Source organism: Bacillus sp. EB600 (assembly GCF_024494385.1).
In the GTDB taxonomy this organism is placed as follows: domain Bacteria; phylum Bacillota; class Bacilli; order Bacillales; family Cytobacillaceae; genus JAEVLT01.
This window is the reverse complement of sequence record NZ_JAEVLT010000004.1, coordinates 25,937-47,031: the sequence shown is the minus strand read 5'-3', so window position 1 is coordinate 47,031 and position 21,095 is coordinate 25,937. Positions and strand designations below refer to the sequence as shown.

General features: G+C 37.3%; 18 protein-coding genes. 13 read left to right on the top strand and 5 right to left on the bottom strand.

The window, feature by feature from the left end; genetic code table 11:
• Positions 1 to 207: 207 nt before the first annotated feature.
• From JN080_RS06085 to JN080_RS06070, 4 genes are all read right to left on the bottom strand, one after another.
• Positions 208 to 1,209, bottom strand: a complete 1,002-nt coding sequence (locus JN080_RS06085) for an IS200/IS605 family accessory protein TnpB-related protein (RefSeq protein WP_256235034.1) — start codon at positions 1,207 to 1,209, stop codon at positions 208 to 210.
• 153 nt (positions 1,210 to 1,362) lie between these two features.
• A complete protein-coding gene (locus JN080_RS06080; RefSeq protein WP_256235033.1) occupies positions 1,363 to 1,779 on the bottom strand; it encodes a transposase in 417 nt (138 codons plus the stop codon).
• Between the two features lie 327 nt (positions 1,780 to 2,106).
• Positions 2,107 to 2,403: a hypothetical protein gene (locus tag JN080_RS06075; protein ID WP_256235032.1), complete on the bottom strand. Its 297-nt coding sequence runs from the start codon at positions 2,401 to 2,403 to the stop codon at positions 2,107 to 2,109.
• 139 nt (positions 2,404 to 2,542) lie between these two features.
• On the bottom strand, positions 2,543 to 3,940 hold the full coding sequence (locus JN080_RS06070) for an amino acid permease (RefSeq protein WP_375141591.1): 1,398 nt from the start codon (positions 3,938 to 3,940) through the stop codon (positions 2,543 to 2,545).
• 249 nt (positions 3,941 to 4,189) lie between these two features.
• Between JN080_RS06070 and JN080_RS06065 the strand changes: the two genes are divergently transcribed.
• Entirely contained in the window at positions 4,190 to 4,384 is a 195-nt protein-coding gene (locus tag JN080_RS06065) for an IDEAL domain-containing protein (RefSeq protein ID WP_256235031.1), read from the top strand.
• A gap of 753 nt (positions 4,385 to 5,137) precedes the next feature.
• Here the strand turns inward: JN080_RS06065 and JN080_RS06060 are convergent.
• The gene (locus JN080_RS06060; RefSeq protein ID WP_256235030.1) at positions 5,138 to 5,335 is read right to left on the bottom strand and encodes a hypothetical protein; all 198 of its coding nucleotides are present in this window, start codon (positions 5,333 to 5,335) and stop codon (positions 5,138 to 5,140) included.
• 551 nt (positions 5,336 to 5,886) lie between these two features.
• Between JN080_RS06060 and JN080_RS06055 the strand changes: the two genes are divergently transcribed.
• The 12 genes from JN080_RS06055 (at position 5,887) to JN080_RS06000 (ending at position 21,046) form a co-directional block, all read left to right on the top strand.
• Positions 5,887 to 7,239, top strand: coding sequence for a chloride channel protein (locus JN080_RS06055; RefSeq protein WP_256235029.1), 1,353 nt, complete (start codon positions 5,887 to 5,889; stop codon positions 7,237 to 7,239).
• Between the two features lie 188 nt (positions 7,240 to 7,427).
• Complete coding sequence (locus tag JN080_RS06050; RefSeq protein WP_256235028.1) at positions 7,428 to 8,147, top strand: YebC/PmpR family DNA-binding transcriptional regulator; 720 nt, start codon at positions 7,428 to 7,430, stop codon at positions 8,145 to 8,147.
• Positions 8,148 to 8,731: 584 nt separating this feature from the next.
• The gene (locus JN080_RS06045) at positions 8,732 to 10,105 is read left to right on the top strand and encodes an MFS transporter (RefSeq protein WP_256235027.1); all 1,374 of its coding nucleotides are present in this window, start codon (positions 8,732 to 8,734) and stop codon (positions 10,103 to 10,105) included.
• Positions 10,106 to 10,260: 155 nt separating this feature from the next.
• Entirely contained in the window at positions 10,261 to 10,974 is a 714-nt protein-coding gene (locus tag JN080_RS06040) for a GntR family transcriptional regulator (protein WP_256235026.1), read from the top strand.
• A 365-nt stretch (positions 10,975 to 11,339) separates the two neighbouring features.
• Positions 11,340 to 12,047 (top strand): GntR family transcriptional regulator, encoded by a 708-nt coding sequence (locus tag JN080_RS06035; RefSeq protein WP_256235025.1) that lies wholly within the window; start codon positions 11,340 to 11,342, stop codon positions 12,045 to 12,047.
• A gap of 329 nt (positions 12,048 to 12,376) precedes the next feature.
• The gene (locus JN080_RS06030; RefSeq protein WP_256235024.1) at positions 12,377 to 13,741 is read left to right on the top strand and encodes an MFS transporter; all 1,365 of its coding nucleotides are present in this window, start codon (positions 12,377 to 12,379) and stop codon (positions 13,739 to 13,741) included.
• A 419-nt stretch (positions 13,742 to 14,160) separates the two neighbouring features.
• Complete coding sequence (locus JN080_RS06025) at positions 14,161 to 14,802, top strand: bifunctional 2-keto-4-hydroxyglutarate aldolase/2-keto-3-deoxy-6-phosphogluconate aldolase (protein ID WP_256235023.1); 642 nt, start codon at positions 14,161 to 14,163, stop codon at positions 14,800 to 14,802.
• An 80-nt stretch (positions 14,803 to 14,882) separates the two neighbouring features.
• Positions 14,883 to 16,298, top strand: coding sequence for a glucuronate isomerase (gene uxaC / locus JN080_RS06020; RefSeq protein WP_256235022.1), 1,416 nt, complete (start codon positions 14,883 to 14,885; stop codon positions 16,296 to 16,298).
• Positions 16,299 to 16,315: 17 nt separating this feature from the next.
• Entirely contained in the window at positions 16,316 to 17,365 is a 1,050-nt protein-coding gene (gene uxuA / locus JN080_RS06015) for a mannonate dehydratase (protein ID WP_256235021.1), read from the top strand.
• Positions 17,366 to 17,413: 48 nt separating this feature from the next.
• Positions 17,414 to 18,268, top strand: coding sequence for an SDR family oxidoreductase (locus JN080_RS06010; protein WP_256235020.1), 855 nt, complete (start codon positions 17,414 to 17,416; stop codon positions 18,266 to 18,268).
• Positions 18,269 to 18,432: 164 nt separating this feature from the next.
• The gene (locus JN080_RS06005; protein WP_256235019.1) at positions 18,433 to 19,275 is read left to right on the top strand and encodes an HAD family hydrolase; all 843 of its coding nucleotides are present in this window, start codon (positions 18,433 to 18,435) and stop codon (positions 19,273 to 19,275) included.
• Between the two features lie 22 nt (positions 19,276 to 19,297).
• Positions 19,298 to 21,046: a glycoside hydrolase family 3 protein gene (locus JN080_RS06000; protein ID WP_256235018.1), complete on the top strand. Its 1,749-nt coding sequence runs from the start codon at positions 19,298 to 19,300 to the stop codon at positions 21,044 to 21,046.
• Positions 21,047 to 21,095: the final 49 nt, after the last annotated feature.

Below are 21,095 nucleotides of genomic sequence, written 5' to 3'. Positions count from 1 at the left end.
AAAGTTTTCAAATAGTAACTATTCGCCCCTGAACCAAGAAAAGGGACCTACCATGACGATTCTCACGTCACTCCGTCAGGAAAGGAATAGAACCCCTGTCATGAACCTTTTGTCCAAGACTGCCTGCGGTGCTCTGTTAGAGCTGGCAATTGCGAAAGACCATTCCTTCTGTTGGTCAGACTTCCGCAAGGCTTTTGTAACCGAGGATTACACCTCCTTTAGTTGTAATTTCTGGTTCTTTATAAGTAATGTTTTGTGTATGACATTCCATAGTTTCCAACTATGGTGTTCTTTAAAGTCATCAATGTTTTTTAACATCATCGCTATAAATTTTCTTCTTTGTTTACCATTGGTTGTTTTTTTCTCGGATTCTTCCATTGATCCGAGAATTTGAATTAACATTGGTTTCACCAAAGAACGAAGTTGGTTTACTAATTCTTTCGGAATTTTTTCCTCAAAATCCAGACCTCTTCTTCCAATCACGAAAGAAGCAGCCTCGTGGACCGAGAGACCATACATTTTGGAATACTTGAATCGGCCAATAACCGACGTATAAGCAGGGTTGATCTTCTTTATTTTGAATCCAAATTTCAAACCTCTTGAAATAAGAGCTTTTTGCAGCTTATTTTTTGAGAAAGAATGGACAAGACGATTAAACCTCTTATCTGTATCATGTTCTTGTTTAAATTTGAGATCTTCTAAAACAAAGGTTCCAACATTCCATTGCGTTAAATAGTCAATTACTTCTTTTGCCGTTTCTCTAGCAACATTGGTTCTTCTGTTTCTTTTTACATACTCCATTTCATGGCAATAAAACGTTCTAGATTCCAAGAAACGGCCTTGCTTTGTTAAAATTGTTACGGCAATTTTGTCAATATTCACATCGATTCCCGCCACAATATCGGTTTGTGTTTTCTCATTCCATTTTAGTTCAGAACCAAAGGTTTCAAGGTTATACGTCATGTGAACATAAAATTTTCCACCTTTTCGTTTGACCTCAATGGAGTAAACTTGATATTCCTCGATTGCTTTTCCCTTCGGAGTTTTTCCATTAACGTTTGGCATAACAATATTGACGATTTCCTCAAAATATTTATCCGGAATAGAGACTCTAAAATGAAGCCTTGGACTATTTTTCTCCCCCTCATTTTTCAGAAGTGGATTAGCAACTTCCAAATAAAATTGGTTTTCTGTCTCATCCAACACCATTCTTATGTTTAGATTTCCTTTTTTTGATTTACCCCCACGGGAGTATAGAGTATTCGCACGAAGTTCTTTCCATTCTTGTTGTGAAATCTTGTTGTCCAAACGATCATAAAATTTTTTCTTTCCTCCGAAAATAACCGTTGGAATAGTTCCCTGTTAACGGTGTTTCAAAAGTACGGATTCCTTTTCTTGAAGTTTATCTAGACGAGCTTGTAGACCAGCTAAACATATATCAAGCGAGACTCTCTTTGGCTTTTTTTTACCCGTTTGATAATCTTCTATTTTTCGAACTGTTTTTTGAATCTTCGCCTGCACTTCCTCAATGTGAATGGGCAGCAATTCTATCTGGCTAGTGATAACAGCTTGAGCTTGCAAAACCGCATCTTCTGCATATCGTTTATTTAAACGAAATTTTTGTTGAATGATTTTAATGACAGTGCTAGGTTTTTCTCCTTCCACTAAACGATTGAAAGAATATCGCATTGCCGAACACCAGGTTCTCATCAATTCAATGAGATGCTCTATCTCTTCGTTTTTATTCACTACTAATAAACAGATTCGAGTGATTTTCATCGTTAAACTCCTCGTACACTCATTTTATCTCATTATACCGAATATACGGTTTAGGCTGATCGGAGTTTTTTTAATGTTTTAGTACAAATTAATAACTTTTTTGAAGCAGTTGTAATAGTAGCAGGTGTGTATTTAATGTTCCCCAAAAAAATTCTTTCACACTCATCTTGAAAAATTAACAAAACAAAAAAGGCCAAAACGTTTTGGCCCCTCAGTTCGCATTGGTTTCGGATTCAGTTTTAAGATTTTTGGCGGTTAAGGTTCCCAAATAACACCGAATTTATCATAGACGTTTCAATTAAGAGTAAAAACATTCAATATCAATGATTATTTTGCTGTTTGTTTGTTTCTCTTCTTTTTCTCCAAAATAGCCTGTATTAAGTCAATATTGTTATCAATAATGTTTAGTCTTTGTCTGCAGACTAATGACCAATCCGATTGTTCCTTCATTCCAAGGACATGCTTAATTGAGAAATCGTAATTATTATATAATTGGTGAATTACATAGCTAATTCTCATATTTCCATTCGCTTTTTTTTCTATTTTATTAATATCTTCCATTAACCAATCCGGTGCATTTGCAATTGCTTTTTCAATCATTCCTACAGTTTCATTATTATTCATACCTATCCTCCATCCAATCTTTCCTATTTTCCTATAAATGATTATTATGCTTATTTCCCTTTAGTTTGAGCTCAATAGGAAAGTATATCCCTTTTCCCATTTCATATAATGAAAAAAATAAATCGGAGTACGGAGGAACTTAGTCAGATTCTTGAGGAGTTAGTTTCTTAAGCCCGTTCTGTTTCGTCTTACTTGATTTTCTTTTCGTTATAAAAGCTACTAAAGCGATCATGCCAACAAATAGTAAACTAACAAAAAAACCAAATCGAATACTTTTTTCGAGAATTGTTCCGCTCACTGCGGCAAGAATGAGCAGCAGTCCGAAATAGGATATAAATGTTTCCAAACCCTTACTTTTTAAAATACGCAAGGAAGAAATAATGATAAAAGACCAATTATACAGTAGCAAAATTCCCGCAGCAGTCGTTATATATTCATAAATTTTCCCGGGTACAAGCAAGGCCGTAACGACAGATGCCAAGAGACCGATCGCCCCAAGACCAAGTGAAGCTAGTGGAAGCTTGTTAAATTTTTTCAGTTTCTTGGCAAAAAAGGATGGTGCATCACCGTCTTCTGCTAGTGTAACCAGGAGAGTGGTTACGCCAAATAATGAGGCAGTCATTGTTGAAAAGCCTGCAATAATGATTGCTCCATTAAAAACATGCGGAAAAAAGGAAAGATGGTAGTCGGCCATTGCTTTAACAAACGGACTTTCTTTTTCATTAAAGGAATCATAATGCTCCATTGTAACTGCTAATCCGAGCGAAACAACGTAAATAATCGTTAATAAAAGCAACATAATCTTTCCGGCCTTTGGGGCATCTTCTTTCTTTTTAAGCCTTATTGCCATGAGGCCAATTACTTCAATCCCACCGAAAGCATAAAAAGCATAGATAAGGGAAGACCAGAAGCCAATATAGCCTTCAGGGAATATTTTCCCCATTGAAGAGGGCAATTGAAAATGCTTTGAACCTCCACCGATCCAGCCGAATAAGGCAACTACAGCTAGGATTATAAACATAACGATTGCAGAAGTCTTAATGATTGCCAGAATATTTTCAACCTTATCAAAGCCTTTTGTACCGAAAAGAACGACAACAATAGCAATGGCTGCATATCCAGCGGCAAAGACCCATAATGGTACCTGATGAAACCAAAACTTAGAAAGAATAGAGAGAGCGGTTAATTGGCTCCCCATTATTAAGATATTTGAACACCAATAATTCCAACCACAGCTGAATCCTGCCCATGGACCAAATGCTTTTTTTGCATAATAGCAAAACGAACCATTCTGAGGATCTTCCGCTGTCATTTTTGCAAGCACATTAAAAACAATATACGTACTGACAGCCGCTAAAAGAAATGAAATCACAATTGAAGGGCCGGTTATGGTTATTCCGATACTTGACCCTAAAAAGTATCCTGTACCAATTGTACAACCAACCCCAATTAATGATAATTGCCACCACTTTAAGGATCCTTTTTTTGAGGTTTTATGATTGCCGGGACTCCCGGGAATACGACTTCCGTGATCCACTATATTTCCTCCCTTCTGCGCTTGTCCCACATTAACGGGCGGTATGACCACTAATAGAAGCTTCACTTTATTAATGTTCCAAATAAGGATTTCATTATGTAATCCTTTGTGAATTATTAGAAGGATGGCTTTCCTATTTACTAACCTAAAAAAATATTTTCAAAATAAATAAATATTTCCGAAAAAAGATATTGAATTATCTGAAAACTATTTGTATAATAGAAAAAAGGTCAAGGAGTTGATTTCCAAATGGAAAAGAATTTAAAGAACCTGCCACAACCATCTGATGAGAATATGGATGCATTATTTGCTGAAATGGTATTAGACAATGCTCTAATTGATTTTCGCAAAGAAAAAATCCGTAAGGAAATCGACCGCTCATTACAAGAGCGTAATAAGGAAGTTTTCCTAAAACTAACAGCTGAACTTAAAGAGATTTCATAAATAGTAATTCGTCAATGTGTTCCTTTAATAAAAGGAAGCCATATTCTAGGCTCCTTTTATTTTTGTGAACATGTTCGTGAAATTTATTACATATAAAAAAGAGGTTGTCCTTTAAATAGGGCAACCTCTTTTGTTCCTATAATAACCACAATACTTAAGGAGTTAAAAGAACGATTTCGCCTTTAAAGTAACCAAAAAGGACCTAAAGAAAATTATTCTTTAAGGTCCTTTCTGGATTGTTATAGAATTGGAAACAATGTTTTGTACAAGAGGATAATTTTCATGATGTCCACCGACTATATGTCGAAGTACCTCGTACCTAAAGATTGAGGAATTTGTACAAAGGATTTTGGAGTTTATTCATAAATTGAGGACATCTTTCATTATGCCCTGTACCCAGTATTGGCCCCACCTACGCCATATACCATGATGGCCACGCGTGCCATCCAACCCAATATTTATTATATACGAAAGCGCTTACACAATCAATAACTTTTATACTACATGGTTCGACAAGGGTTGTTGTGTTTTCTATTAAATTTGCCCTAGAATGAAGGTGCTAATTCCAATAAGTAAAAGCCCAAGGGAAGTCTCCCTTGGGCTTTTGGATATTTTACAGCATAAATAGCCAGTAGTATATAAACAATGAGAGTGCTTCCTTTGCGTTCTTCAATTTCAGGACAAAAGTGTAAAAAAATGATAAAAAGTTCAATTTATGGGGTCTCAGATTAAATCGGATTGCACGACGATTATTTACTTAAATAACGGGATGAGCAATGCGATGACACTGAGTACAATGGCAACCCATGCCAGGGCTTTCTGCGGGCTAGCTAAAGTGATTAAACCAAGGATCACGCCAATAATACCAAGCCAGATAGGGGCATAGAAAAATCCAACCAAAGCTGCAATAATACCCAACCAACCAAGCACATTTCCTGTGACTTCGTTCATCCTTAACATCTCCCTTTACATTCATTTGGAATGTGTACCCAGCCCAGTTAATTTAAAAAAATTTCACCTAGGCATATTATTATACCAAGCTAAAAATAACCAAAAGGTTGCCCAGCAATCTTTGAGAATTGTCTAGCTGCAGCGCCCATCGGCTCGCGCTTCTCCCTACGATAAGTCAACATCTCTCGCTACCGCTCTGTGTGTTTCCTTTATCTTAGTCGAAGCGCTCCAGGCCATACGCCGATAAACGGGTGCCTCCGCTTTTCTATATCACCTCCTTAGATACAGGAGCTTAAACCATACCCATTATCATTTTATGAATGGAAAACGGTTTAATGCCTATTAAACATGTGATTTAAAAGAAAAGGTACAATCGATTACGACTCAGGCATCAGAAAAGTAAACCAAATTAACCGGATTAACGCTTATAACTACTATTGCAAAAGAAAAAATTCATTAGATATTTAATGCTGCCTGCTCCCTGAATCGTGGACATTCATTTTTTATCGTGCTATGTTTTATAGGGAAGGCTTTTAAAGAGGTGAAAATTTTTGAATCGTACATATATTGAACTACCTGTAATGCTGGCAACATTATTACGGTGGTTTTTTTTAGCTGCATTGACGGGTATGATTGTTGGTACTGGAACAAGTATATTTCTGCACGGACTGTACTTTTTTACAGATAGCACGATAAATATCCCTTTATGGCAGCAAATGATCCTTTTACCAATTGGAGGATTCCTTAATGGAATACTGATCCATTATGGATACCGTCATTCAGTAGGAAGGAAAAAGGATTCAGCCATTACCGCTGTTCATGAACAGTCCGGTTTGATGCCATATAAAACATTTCTAATAAAACCGGTCGCAGCCATTATTACGCTTGCTTCCGGGGGATCTGCGGGAAAAGAGGGACCTTGTTCACATATTGGAGGAACTCTTGCCTCTTGTTTTGGGCAACTTATACATTTGAGTCCGGAACTTCAAAAGCGGATTGTCGCATGTGGGGTCAGTGCGGGTTTTGCGAGCGTATTTGGAACACCGATTGCCGGGGCGATTTACGGTGTTGAAGTATTGACAATTGGGCGGCTGCGTTATGACTTTATTTTTCCCGCTGTGATTGCAGGGATTTCTTCATTTGAGGTTAGCAAGCTTTGGGGACTGTCGTATTCCTATTATTCTCTGAAAATTTTCTCTCACTTTTCTGAAACCTTGTTTATAAAAATAATGATTATAGGGCTTATTTGCGGCATTGTCTCATGGCTATTTATCGAATTGTATGCACGAGTGCGATCAGCATTTAAGCTCATCCAGCAGCGTTATCAAATCTGGCCGCCCTTGATGCCGTTTTTTGGGGGGATTCTTTTATCGGCCCTAATTTTAATCATCCCGTCAGATTACCTGGGTTTAAGCCTGCCAATAATGGAACAAGCATTAAGGGGTGAACATGTCCCATATTTAGGATTCGTTTGGAAGGCTTTATTTGTTGCGATAACATTGGGATCAGGGTTTTACGGCGGAATTGTTACACCACAGTTTGTGATTGGGGCAATAGCAGGGAATGTGTTTGCCACCATCATTGGTATCGATCCCGCATTTGGTGCAGCCATTGGAATGGTTTCGGTGGTAGCATCTGCATCAAATACACCGATTTCGGCTATTTTTATGGGCTATGAATTATTTGGGAATTTAACAGGTTTATACGTTGTCGTAGCGTGCATCACTGCATATACCATCATTGGACACAGAAGTGTCTATCCCGACCAGCTTGTGGCATATCCAAAATCATTGTGGATGAGGCTGCAGCCTGGTGTTTCATTGGAAAAGGAAAAGATTCATGTTTCTTACGGTTTATTAAGAAGAATCATTCGGATTCAGAAAAAAGGAAGGCATCACCATTAACATAGCCTAAAAATAAAAAGAGCCTCCAGTTTTTTATGATTGACTTTTTACAAAGTATGTAATTAAGGTATAATAGACTAGTGTTTCTTTGCAGCGATTAATGAAAGCCTTGAAAAATTGTTGATGCAGCAGGGTATTTCATATTACTATTTATATGTAGATTTAAAGAGGAAAGAGAGTGTTCATTAATGGGTCGTAAATGGAATAATATTAAGGAAAAAAAAGCGTCAAAGGATGCAAATACAAGTCGTATCTATGCAAAATTTGGCGTTGAAATTTATGTAGCAGCAAAGCAGGGTGTACCGGACCCAGAAGGTAACCAGGCTCTAAAGTTCGTGCTGGAACGAGCTAAAACCTATAATGTGCCTAAACATATTATTGACCGTGCGATTGAAAAAGCAAAAGGCGGTGCCGAAGAAAGCTATTCAGAACTGCGCTATGAAGGCTTTGGACCAAGCGGCTCGATGGTAATTGTCGATGCCCTGACAAATAACGTGAACCGTACAGCATCTGATGTGCGTGCTGCATTTGGAAAAAATGGCGGCAACATGGGAGTAAGCGGATCAGTAGCCTACATGTTTGATGCAACAGCAGTTATTGGCGTGGAAGGTAAGTCGGCCGATGAAGTGCTTGAATTATTAATGGAAGCAGATGTGGATGTCCGTGACATCCTTGAAGAAGATGATTCTGTTATTGTCTATGCTGATCCTGAACAATTCCATGCGGTACAGGAAGCCTTCAAGAATGCAGGTATAACAGAATTTACAGTTGCTGAACAAACAATGCTTGCACAAAATGAAATTACCCTCTCTGAAGATGCACAAGCACAGTTTGAAAAAATGATTGATGTCCTTGAAGATCTAGATGATGTTCAGCGCGTTTACCACAATGTTGACTTAGGCGAATAAAAAGAAAAGCGTCATCCTTCTTAAATGATGTTTGCACTAGCATGTCCTTTGCGCTGTGCTGGACAATAGCTTATAGTTTAAAATTTTTACAATTTAAAATCTTAAAACAAGCAGATCCTTAGTTTAAACATGGGTCTGCTTTTGTTTTTGATAGGGGTGTTTCTATTCTTTAATAGTAGAAAATGGAAACTAATTAAAATAAAATTGAACAATTTGTTACCGGTTACATTTTCTTGTTGCATTATTTTTTTTCGCATGCTAGGATACTAGTATATTAACTAGAGGAGGGAATCAAATCTTATATCCAAGCAAACTGAAACAAGGGGAGGCCCTGATAAAAGTGGAATTTGGAAGGTGTTTGTTTAGTCATAATGTTGGTAATATTATAGGAAGGAAGAACAAAAGTATTAAATCTATTACTCAAACATTGGACAAGCACTCCAAAATTTGGGTACGAATAGATTTGAAGAGTAATCTTGCAGCTTTGTTACGTTTACTGGATTTTGAATATTCTTGGAAATGAAATCGCTTTAAATTAGTAACTGCAATTATAGTAAGCTATCAAATTTTTGGAGGGGAAACTTATGCGTCCTTTTGGTTTTAGAGACAAACTTGGTTATTTATTCGGTGATTTTGGAAACGATTTCTCCTTTATTCTGGTAATGATGTTCTTAATGGTTTTTTATACAGATATTTTACAAATTAATCCGGCGTTAATCGGTGTGCTCTTCTTAGTCGCAAGATTGTGGGATGCAATTGCAGATGTAACGTGGGGCCGCTTCATTGATTCAAGAAAAGCAGGGAAAAATGGTAAATTCAGGCCCTGGATTTTTAGAATGTCTTTTCCATTAGTTATTTTAAACATATTAATGTTTGTCCACATTCCAGGACTGTCAAATGGGTTTTATGTGGCGTGGGCATTTGTGACGTATATCGTATGGGGAACATTGTATAGTACCGTTAACATTCCTTACGGGTCAATGGCTTCTGTTATATCAGGTGACCCTGTTGAACGTACTTCATTATCCAGTTGGAGAACTCTTGGTTCGACGGCGGCCGTTTTAATTATCGGTGTTTTTGGACCAATGATTTTCTTTGTCAATAATAAAGCAAATGCCAATCACTTTTTAATAGGCACCGTCATTTTTAGTGTTCTTGCTCTTGTTTGTTACATGGCTTGCTATAAATTGACAACTGAACGTATTGTAATTGATGAAGATGCAAAACCAAAAGCTAATTTAGGAAAAAGCTTAAAAGGTCTAATGAAAAATAAACCATTGATTATTTTCCTGATCGCGTCTCTCCTTTTCTTAGTTTGCTTTATGTTGATTGGTACCGTCAATACCTACTTATTTAAAGATTATTTTGGTAACACAAAGGCATTAAGTATGGTAAGTCTAGTTCAATCGATTGCAGTAATTATTGGAATGCCAATGGTTAAGCCATTAGTGAAAAAGTTCGGCAAAAAAGAAGTAGCTTCATCAGGTGTGTTGCTTGCAGCAGTTATCTATGGTGTCTTATATTTGTTACCGAACTTAAACGCAACTCAATTTATTGGAATTTTAGCAATCGGAATGTTTGGTTATGGAATGTTTAACTTAGTGATTTGGGCTTTCGTTACAGATCTAATTGATTACCATGAATATCTAACAGGTTTACGTGAAGATGGAACCGTTTACTCGATCTATTCATTTGCCCGTAAAATTGGCCAGGCTGTTGCCGGCGGTCTTGGAGGTGCAGCGCTTGCAGCTGTTGGCTACAATCCAAAACTTACAGAACAAACACATAGCACACTTCAAGGGATTCATACACTTGGTACTTTAGTGCCAGCGATATTTCTAGTAGTGGTATTCGCAATTGTTGCATTCCTATATCCATTAAACAAAAAACGCACATTGCAATTGGCTACAGATCTAGCAGAAAAAAGACAAGCAATGAATTCAGGTAAAACTGCATAAAGCTCTTTTAAGAAGATAGTTAATTTGATTAACTATCTTCTTTCTATACATTGGGATTGCTTGAATGAAACAACTAATGCTATTATGAGGGAAAAAGCAATTGAATCAATTTCTTATTCATTTGAATGGGTCCGTTATAGGGGGTGTTGCGAAAAATGCTTACAGTAACAGCTAAACTGTCTGCTGAAAATAACAAGGATTATGCTTATCGAGTCATTAAAGAAGGAATTATGTATTTAGAATTGCAGCCAGGTCAAGCGATCAGTGAAATAGAGCTGGCAGAGGCACTAAGCCTCTCTCGGACGCCAATAAGGGAGGTTTTGGCAAAACTGCGAGAAGAGAACTTAGTTGAAGTGATACCTCAAGTAGGCACCTATATTTCTAAAATAAACCTGCAATTAGTAGAAGAAGCTTCCTTTATGCGCTACAACTTAGAAAAGGAAATCCTGAAACTTGCCTGTGAGTCATTTCCTCTAGAAAACTTATTGGAGTTGAAAAAGAACCTTGCACTTCAAAAAGAGCTGCTCGGTCGTAAAGGATTAGAGCGGGAGTTCCATAAGTTGGATACAAAACTTCATTATGTTATCTATCAAGGGAATCAGAAAGAAAATGTATGGGGAGCAATTACTCGTTTAGGAACACATTATAATCGGATCAGGGTACTGTCGGAAATTCAACATAGCTTTAATGATGCAATTGCTCAACATGAAATAATCGTTAGCATTATCGAAAATAAAGAAGAAGATAAAGTGGAAGAAATCGTTAGACAACATATTTTAGAACCAATGAAGCTTTGGAAAAGCTTATTTAGTAAAGATAGTCCCTATTTAAATTATTTTGATTGTGCTGATAAACCAGTATTCCTTTGAAAAAAGGTTCTGGTTTTTTTGCTTTAATCTTTGGTAATAATAGGCAGTTATATAACTGGAATTGTTCTATATTAAACAAAGACAGCATGGAAAATCGAACGAATTGTTACCGTTTACATTTTCCATTGCAAATCTATCTCGTACATGCTAGTATACAAGTATGTTAACGAGGAAGGAACAATGAAACTTCCACCTAATTAATCTTAAATAGCTCTATTAATCGGTGTAAGCGTTTACCCGTCTCAACTATCTTCTTTTCTATAATACTAGTATTGAATGAGTTTATACAGAATGTTATGATAAAAAAAACGGTTTCATAGTTATTTATTTACATACAAGGTTTTGTAATGGGGAGTGCAAATGGAATGCTGACAGTATCCAAAAGGCTAACTGGTGAGAATAATAAGGATTATTCCTATCGAATAATAAAAGAAGCAATTATGTCGTTGGAATTACAACCAGGTAAAGCAATAAGTGAAATAGAATTGGCAGAAGCCCTACACCTTTCTCGGACGCCAATAAGAGAGGTTATGGCAAAACTTAGGGAAGAGTACTTAGTAGAAGTTTTTCCTCAGGTAGGAACGTATGTTTCTAAGATTAAGCCGCAATTGGTAGAAGAAGCTTCCTTTATGCGCTACTATCTTGAAAAGGAAATCTTGAAACTTGCTTGTGAATCCTTTCCCCACGAAAATTTATTGGAGCTGAAAAAAAACCTTGCTCTTCAGAATGAGTTGATCGGCCGCAAAGGATATGAACGGGAATTCCATCTTTTAGATACAAGGTTTCATCACATCATTTATCAAGGAAATAAGAAAGAAAACGTCTGGGCAGCAATAACCCGGTTAAGCACGCATTATAATCGCATCAGGCTGCTTTCAGAAATCCAATCGAGTTTTGACGAAGTTATTGCTCAACATGAAATAATCTTGAAAATTATTGAAAACAGAGAAGTAGAAAAGGTGGAAGGAATCGTAAGAAAGCATATCATGGACCCAATCAAAACTTGGGAAATCTTATTTAAAGAAGACAGTCCATATTTAAATTATTTTGATCAAGTGCCAGTATTCCTATAAAAATAGGATGCTGGCATTTTTGTTTAGTAAAGCACTTTACACTTAGCTGTTAGTATTAAATTAGCGACAACATTATTATACAAAAACACTTCGAGTACATAAAAGGGTGGGTAAACAAAAGGAAACATATAATTCAAGATACCGATTTTAATGAAAAATTTAAGTATGTTTTGCAAAATATTGTACAGTTTAACTTGTGTTAGGACATATTCGATATGCAAAGCATTTGTATTGTACATAAACGAATGATTCATTCTTAAGTCTAAAAATGAATTTTGGGGACTTTGCTTTTAATGAAATAGTAACTGGAAGACTTTGGAGGAAAAATGATGAATACTTTTGGTATGAAAGATAAAATTGGTTATTTATTCGGCGACTTTGGTAACGATTTCTTCTTCATTCTCGTCAGTTCTTTCTTAATGGTTTTCTATACGGACGTGTTCGGAATTAGTCCGGCATTTGTAGGAACACTGTTTTTAATTGCACGGATCTGGGACGCCTTTGCCGATGTTACCTGGGGCCGTTTTATTGATTCAAGAAAAACAGGTAAAAACGGAAAATTCAGACCTTGGATATTTAGGATGTCTTTTCCACTTGTCATTGCAGGAATATTAATGTTTTTACGGATTCCCGGAATGTCGACTGGATTTTATGAAGCATATGCTTTTGTAACGTATATCCTTTGGGGAACATTTTATAGTACTGTTAATATTCCTTACGGATCAATGGCCTCTGTTATTACCAATGATCCTGTCCAACGGACGTCCTTATCGACGTACAGAACGATGGGGTCAATGGCAGCACAATTGATCATTGGCGCTGTAGGACCTTTGATCGTATTTGTAAACAACAAGGCTGACGCAAACCGCTTTTTTATGGCCGCGATCCTCTTTGGTATTTTATCCATCGCATGTTATATGGCCTGTGTGAAAATGTCGACCGAACGGATTGTAGTCTCTGAAACCCAAGAGAAACATGCCGATTTTGGTAAAACATTTAAAGGTCTTATGAAAAACAAACCTTTGATTTGGATTCTAATTGCTTCACTATTATTTATGATCAACATGATGCTCATTGGTACTGTTAACGTGTACTTGTTTAAGGATTATTTTGGCAATGCAAAAATATTAAGCTTTATTGGGATTGTTCAATCGGTGTCAGCGTTTATTGCCGTACCAATAGCAAACCCTTTAGTACGAACGCATGGTAAAAAAGAAATTGCTTCAGCAGGTATGGCACTAGCTGCAATTGTATATCTTTTGTTATTCTTCATGCCAAATATTAGTGCAACTGTATATGTAATCCTTTCAGCTGTCGGTATGTTTGGATTTGCCTTCTTTAATATTGTTGTTTGGGCATTTGTAACAGATGTAATTGATTATCATGAGTTTTTAACTGGGTTGCGTGAAGATGGAACAGTCTACTCCATTTATTCATTTGCCCGCAAGGTCGGACAAGCCATTGCTGGCGGTCTTGGGGGGGCTGTAATTGGAGCAATTGGATACAATGCAGCGCTAAAGGTGCAGCCGCAGCACGTCCTTAATGGAATTCATACGCTGGCTACGTTAATACCTGCAGCAGTCTACATTGTGGTTTTCTTAATTTTGGTATTTCTTTATCCCTTGAATAAAAAGCGTACAAATCAGCTTGCTGCTGATTTAACTGAAAAAAGAAAAACAGGCAATAACCTGTAAGGGTAAGGTATAGTTAAGAGGCTGGTTAAGAAGTTAATCAGGCTCTTTGCCTTTAATGATTTGTTTTAAGTTGTTCTAGTTGCAGAATTTGGCTCTGTTAAAAGTAAGCTTCAAGAAATGATTTAAAAAAAGGCAAAGAAATTTTGAATAAGTGTTATTTTTAATAGCAAAAATAAATTGATTGTGCTAGTATACAAGTATGCAAGATGAAAAAGGGGGATGAGGTTCTAAAGTAGGTGACTATTAAAGCTAGTTGAATTAGATAAGTATATTTTTACAAATAATAAACAACCTAAACGTGTTTGGTTTCTATCACAAATGAGATATGAAATTTTATGTTTATTTACCATGTTTGAAAATAGCAGATAATTTTAATGGAGTTACGTTTTGAAATATATAGATAGGCCAGGTGATAACAAATGTTACAAAAATACGAAGTGTTAAGTGAGATGCATAAAGGCTATTTAGTGGCAGTAATCCGCGGTAAGAATAAAGAAGATGCGGTTGAAATTTCGAAGCAGGCATTTAAGGGTGGTATCCGTTCACTTGAGGTTACTTTCTCGACACCAGGGGCAGAAGATGCTATTGCTGAGCTTTCTCAACACGGAGATAGCCAAATGATCATCGGGGCAGGAACTGTTTTGGATGAAGAAACAGCAAGAATCGCGATTATGAAAGGAGCTCGTTTTGTTGTAAGTCCACACTTTGACGGTGCTATTGCAACGATGTGTAATCGCTATGCTATTCCTTATTTACCAGGCTGCGGATCAGTAACAGAAATAATGCAAGCTTTAACATTTGGTGTAGATGTTTGCAAGCTTTTCCCAGGAAGTTTGCTAGGACCTTCCTTTATTAAAGACGTGAAAGGACCTATTCCTCATGTTCAATTAATGCCATCAGGCGGCGTAAGCTTAGACAATATTGATAAGTGGGTCAATAACGGAGCATTTGCAGTAGGAATTGGCAGTGCATTAACAAAGGGTGTAACAGCTGGTGACTACAGTTCTGTTCAAAAAGTAGCAAGTGAGTTTATGGATAAGCTAGCCTCCATAAAAGCATAAAACTTGTAGAGCACCCAGAAAGTACATAAGTGGATATGATTAACCTTTATTAAATGATGGAATTGGAAAGGGTGTTTTACTTGGGTTCCTTTATTCATGACAACTTTATGTTGAATAATAAAACAGCCGTTGATTTGTACCATAATTATGCCGAAAAAATGCCAATTTATGATTATCACTGCCATCTATCTCCTAAGGAGATTGCTGAAAACCTGAGGTTTAACACGATCACGGAGCTTTGGCTGGCAGGAGACCATTATAAATGGAGAGGTATGAGAGCAAACGGCATCGATGAGCGCTTTATCACAGGAGACGCCAGCGATGAAGAAAAATTCCAGGCATGGGCAAAAACAGTTCCTAACACGATTGGAAATGCGCTCTATCATTGGACACACATCGAATTAAAAAAGTATTTTGGTGTCGATGAGTTACTTAATGAGAATAATTGGAAAAAAGTCTATGATCACTGTAATGAATTATTAAAGCAGGATGATTATTCCGTACAAGGATTAATTAAACGCTCAAATGTGAAAGTAATTTGTACGACAGATGATCCAACGGATGACCTTCAATATCATGACCAAATTAAACAAATCAAAGATTTTGATGTTAAAGTTCTCCCAACCTTTCGTCCAGACAAAGGTTTAGAAATTAACAAAGAAACATTTGTTGATTTTGTTAACAAGCTTGAAAAAGTTACAAATAAAACTTTTTCAACGTTTGCTGAATATTCGCAGGCATTAGAAGAAAGAGTCCAATACTTCCACGATAAGGGCGGCCGTATTTCTGACCATGGCTTAGCTGATATACCTTTTGCAGCTTTCGACGAAGGTGAATTAGATGGAATATTCCAGGCCGGACGAAATGGAGATCAAGTTAGCCTGGAAGATGAAAAGAAATTTAAAACAGCCATTCTTTTGTTCCTAGCTAAATGCTACAAAAAGAGAGATTGGGCAATGCAAATCCATTTTGGGGCTATTCGAAATAATAATCTAAAAATGTTTAAAAGGTTAGGACCAGATGTTGGCTTTGATTCCATTAATGATCAAGGTGAAGTTGCTCCACCATTAAATGCATTGCTTAATGCCTTTGATTTGGAAGATTCACTTCCTAAAATGATTATTTATAATCTTAATCCTGTATACAATGATTTGATTGGAAGCACCATTCAAAACTTTCAGACTGAAGCAGGTGTTCCAGGTAAGATCCAATTTGGTTCCGGCTGGTGGTTTAACGATACGAAACCAGGCATGATTCGCCAATTGTCTTCTTTAGCAGATCAAGCATTACTTGCCCATTTTGTCGGTATGCTGACTGATTCAAGAAGCTTTATTTCGTATAGCCGTCATGAGTATTTCCGTCGGGTTCTATGTAATTTAGTTGGAACATGGGTTGAAGATGGAGAAATCCCTAATGACCAGGCTTTATTGCAAACGCTAATTGAGAATATTTGTTATAACAACGCTAAAAACTACTTTAGTATAGACGTTAATTAAAAAGGAGGAATAACAATATGGAAATGGGTTTTCGTTGGTACGGTCCATCTGACTCCATCTCTTTGGAATATATCCGTCAAATTCCGGGGATGAAAGGGATTGTTACAGCTATTTATGATATCCCTGTTGGCGAGTCTTGGCCGCTAGATAAAATTAACGAATTAAAAAATACGGTGGAAGAAGCTGGTTTACACATTTCAGTTATTGAAAGCGTTCCGGTCCATGAGGATATCAAAATTGGTCTTCCAACCCGTGACAAATATATTGAAAACTATAAGGAAACAATCCGCAACCTAGGGAAGGCTGGAATTCCGGTTATTTGCTATAACTTTATGCCGATTTTCGACTGGACTCGTTCCCAGTTAGATTACCGTTTGCCTGATGGCTCAACAGCACTAATTTTTGAAGAATCTGTTGTTGATAAAATGGATCCGTTAACTGGGGAATTACAACTTCCAGGCTGGGATACAAGCTACAAAAAAGAAGAACTTCAAACATTATTTGATCACTATAAAAATGTTGATCATGAAAAACTATGGGAAAACCTTGAATATTTCTTGAAAGAAATCATCCCTGTTGCTGAGGAAGCAAATGTCAAAATGGCGATCCATCCGGATGATCCACCATGGGATATCTTTGGTCTTCCACGTATTATTACAAATAAAGAAAATCTGGAAAGATTTATTTCTCTTGTTGACAGCCCATATAACGGCTTAACAATGTGCAGTGGTTCGCTTGGCTCTGATCCAAAGAACGATTTCCCTGAAATGCTACGTTATTTTGGTAAGAAGGGCCGTGTACACTTTGTCCATGCCCGTAATGTTAAGCACACAGGCGGAAGATCCTTCCAAGAATCAGGCCATTTATCAGCAGACGGTTCCATTGATATGTATGAAGTGATTCGGGCAATGGCTGATTTTGATTATACTGGACCAATCCGCCCTGACCATGGCCGCATGATTTGGGGAGAAACAGGAAAACCAGGCTATGGTTTATATGACCGGGCATTAGGTGCTACTTATCTGAACGGCTTATGGGAAGCAGAACAAAAAAGTAGAAAACGTTAATAAACAAAAAATAGAAAACGTTACGAAACATGAGGAGGAGATTCTTAAATGGCAGTTCCATTCAAAGTAGATTTAACAAACAAAGTAGCAGTTGTAACCGGCGGTGGCGGTGTATTAGGATCTTATTTTGCTAAAGCTTTAGCAGAATGCGGCGCAAAAGTTGCTATTCTTGATCTTAACCAAGAGCCAGCAGATAAGGTTGCAGGCGAAATTAAAGCAGCAGGCGGACAAGCAATTGGGGTAGCTGCAAATGTTCTTGATCGTGAAGCACTTGAAAAAGCAAGAGAAATCGTCGAAAAAGAGCTTGGTACATGCGATATACTTCTTAATGGTGCAGGGGGAAATAACCCACGCGGTACAACCGATGATGAATTCTACAATGCAGAAGCAGTAAAAAGTAACCCAGAGCTAAAAACATTCTTTGAACTTGATCCTAAAGGTGTTGGGTTCGTATTTGACTTAAACTTCTTAGGTACATTACTTCCATCTCAAGTCTTTGCTAAAGCGATGACTGAGAAAAAAGGAAGCGTCATTATCAATGTATCATCTATGAACGCATTTACACCATTAACGAAAATTCCAGCATACAGCGGTGCTAAAGCTGCAATCAGCAACTTTACCCAATGGCTGGCAGTTTATTTTGCTAAATCAGGCATTCGTGTAAATGCGATTGCACCTGGATTTTTAGTAACAAAGCAAAATGAAAAATTATTATTTAATGAAGACGGAACTCCAACTGCAAGAACAGGGAAAATTCTTGGCAGCACACCAATGGAGAGATTTGGTGAGCCAGAAGAACTAATTGGCGGCTTATTATTCTTAGCCAGCGAACAAGCAGCAAGCTTTGTAACTGGTGTTGTTCTTCCAATTGATGGCGGATTCTCTTCTTACACAGGAGTTTAATTCGTAAAGATATACAAAAATGAAGAAGGTTGTTAGTCCAATGTTTGGATTGGCAGCCTTTCATTTATGTCCAATAAATTAGTCATTTATTGGATTGTCAACTCCTTTTTTCTAAAAATAAGGAGTAGGCACTACATAAGCCAATCAAAGAGGTGGGTAAAGGAATGAAAGATAAAATTTCTGATTTTCAGAAGACGAAAGAGTTCTTAGTTTGTGTAGACTCTGATGGCTGTGCAATGGATACGATGGAAGTGAAACATAGAAAGGCCTTTGGTCCTCAGGCTGTAAATGTCTGGAATCTTCATCATATTAATGATCATTTCCTTGAAGTATGGAACGATATCAATCTTTATACACAAACAAGAGGAATCAATCGTTTTAAAGGCGTAGTACAGACCTTTGCTGCTTTAGAAGCTGAAGGAATCGATATGCCCGATATCTCGTCTTTCAAAAAATGGACAGAAACCACGAAAGAACTGTCAAATCCTGCGTTAAAAAGTGAAATCGAAAAAACAAACGATGAGCAATTAAAGCTGGCTTTGGAATGGAGTCATGCCGTTAATAAAACGATCGAAGAAATGTCCGGTGAGGACAAACCATTTGAAGGAGCAAAAGAAGGCTTGCAGGCTGCAATAGAGGTAGCAAATGTCGCAATTGTTTCTTCTGCCAATGGTGCAGCCGTTTTAGACGAATGGACAAGACATGAACTTTCTGTCCATGTGGATGTTATGCTCGGCCAAGAAGCTGGTACAAAAGCGTATTGTATCGAGCAAATGAAAAAATTCGGTTTCGATAATACCCATGTATTAATGGTTGGCGATGCACCTGGAGATTTAGATGCTGCCGATAAGAACGGCGTTTTCTATTATCCAATCCTGGTTGGCGAAGAAAAATTCTCCTGGGATCGTTTCAGAACTGAAAGCTTAGGTAAATTTATTGATGGAAGCTTTGGCGGAGACTATCAACAACAGTTAATTGATGAATTTAATGCTAACTTAAGCAAGTAAAGTTAAGAGGAGAGAAAAAGTCATGGTACAAAAAATTGCCGAAAATATTGCTATGGCAAAAGTTGATTTAAAAGCTAAGCCATACAATCTTTCTGACGAAGATATTAAATGGGTAAAAGATACGATCTCTGGTATGTCAGATGAAGAAAAAATTGGACAATTATTTATTAACTTATTTTTCTTTGGAAAAGACCAATTTAGTGGGAATGAATTAACAAACAAGCAAATTCTCGAAAAATACCATATCGGCGGTGCCCGCTACCAGGGTGGTACCTCAGAACAAGTACAAGATTTACTTAATGATTTACAAACAAATTCAAAAATTCCTTTATTAGTGGCAGCGAACTGTGATGCCGGCGGTAACGGGGCAATGAATGACGGTACTTATGTAGCAAAGGCAGCAATGTGTGAAGCTTCCGGTGATGAGCAGGTTTCTTACGATGCAGGTTATGTAAGCGGCCGTGAAGAACAAGCAATTGGTGTTAACTGGAACTTTGATCCATGTGTTGATATCCTTTATAACTGGCGTAACACTATCGTTAATACCCGTGCATATGGTACAAACCCTGAAACAGTTATTAAGCATACAAACTCTTATATTAAAGGATTAAGAGAAAGCAATATTGGGGTTTGTATCAAACACTGGCCTGGAGATGGTGTAGAAGAACGTGATCAGCATTTAGTTCTGGGCGTAAATGATTTAAGTGTAGAAGAATGGGAACAATCATATGGTAAAGTCTACCGTAACCATATCGAAAATGGTGTCCATTCCATTATGGCCGGTCATATTGCCTTACCTGAATACCAAAAGAAATTAGCGCCTGAATTAGAAGATAAAGATATCCTTCCAGCTACGTTAGCACCTGAACTAATAAACGGTCTTTTAAAAGGGAAATTAGGCTTCAATGGATTAGTTCTAACAGATGCTACCCATATGTTAGGAATGTCTTCAGCCATGCGCCGTGAGGATTATGTGCCGCAGGCAATTGCTGCCGGATGTGATATGTTCTTATTTTTTAACGATATCGATGAAGATTTTACCTTTATGTTAAATGGATATAAAAATGGCGTTATTACGGAAGAACGTCTTCAGGATGCACTAGAAAGAATCTTAGGTTTAAAAGCAGCTATTGGCTTACACAATGCTCAAAAAGAAGGCAAATTGCTCCGCACAAGAGAAGACTTAAAGGTCGTCGGCTGTGAGGATCATTTCAACCGTGCAAAAGAAGCAGCTGAAAAAGGGATTACATTAGTTAAAAATACATTTGATCAGCTTCCAATTCGCCCGGAAACCCACAAGCGTATTCGTCTTTATTTCTTAGAAGGAGAAAAAGGCGGCATTATGTCAGCCGACTCCAAAACGTTAGATTTTATCGTAGCCGAGTTAGAAAGACGCGGTTTTGAAGTAACTGTTAACGATGGTACAACCCGTATTAAAGGTGCTACCTTAAAATATCGCGAAGAAGTAGATGCTGCACTAGTTTTTGCTGATGTTATCGGCTATGGGGCAGAAAACAACTACCGGATTAAATGGAAAACAGCGATGAGCAATGAAGTACCTTGGTATGTACAAGAGGTGCCAACAGTATTCGTATCATTGAACTTTACAACACACTTAACAGATGTCCCAATGGTAAAATGTTATATCAATGCGTACAACGATGATGAAATCACCATTACGAAAACAATTGATAAAATCATGGGTGAATCTGAATTCAATGGCACACCAAATGAACTTGTTTGGTGCGAAAAATGGCAAACAAGACTGTAATTAAATACTGCATACAGGAAGTTTAAACACATATAAAACAGCGGTTGAT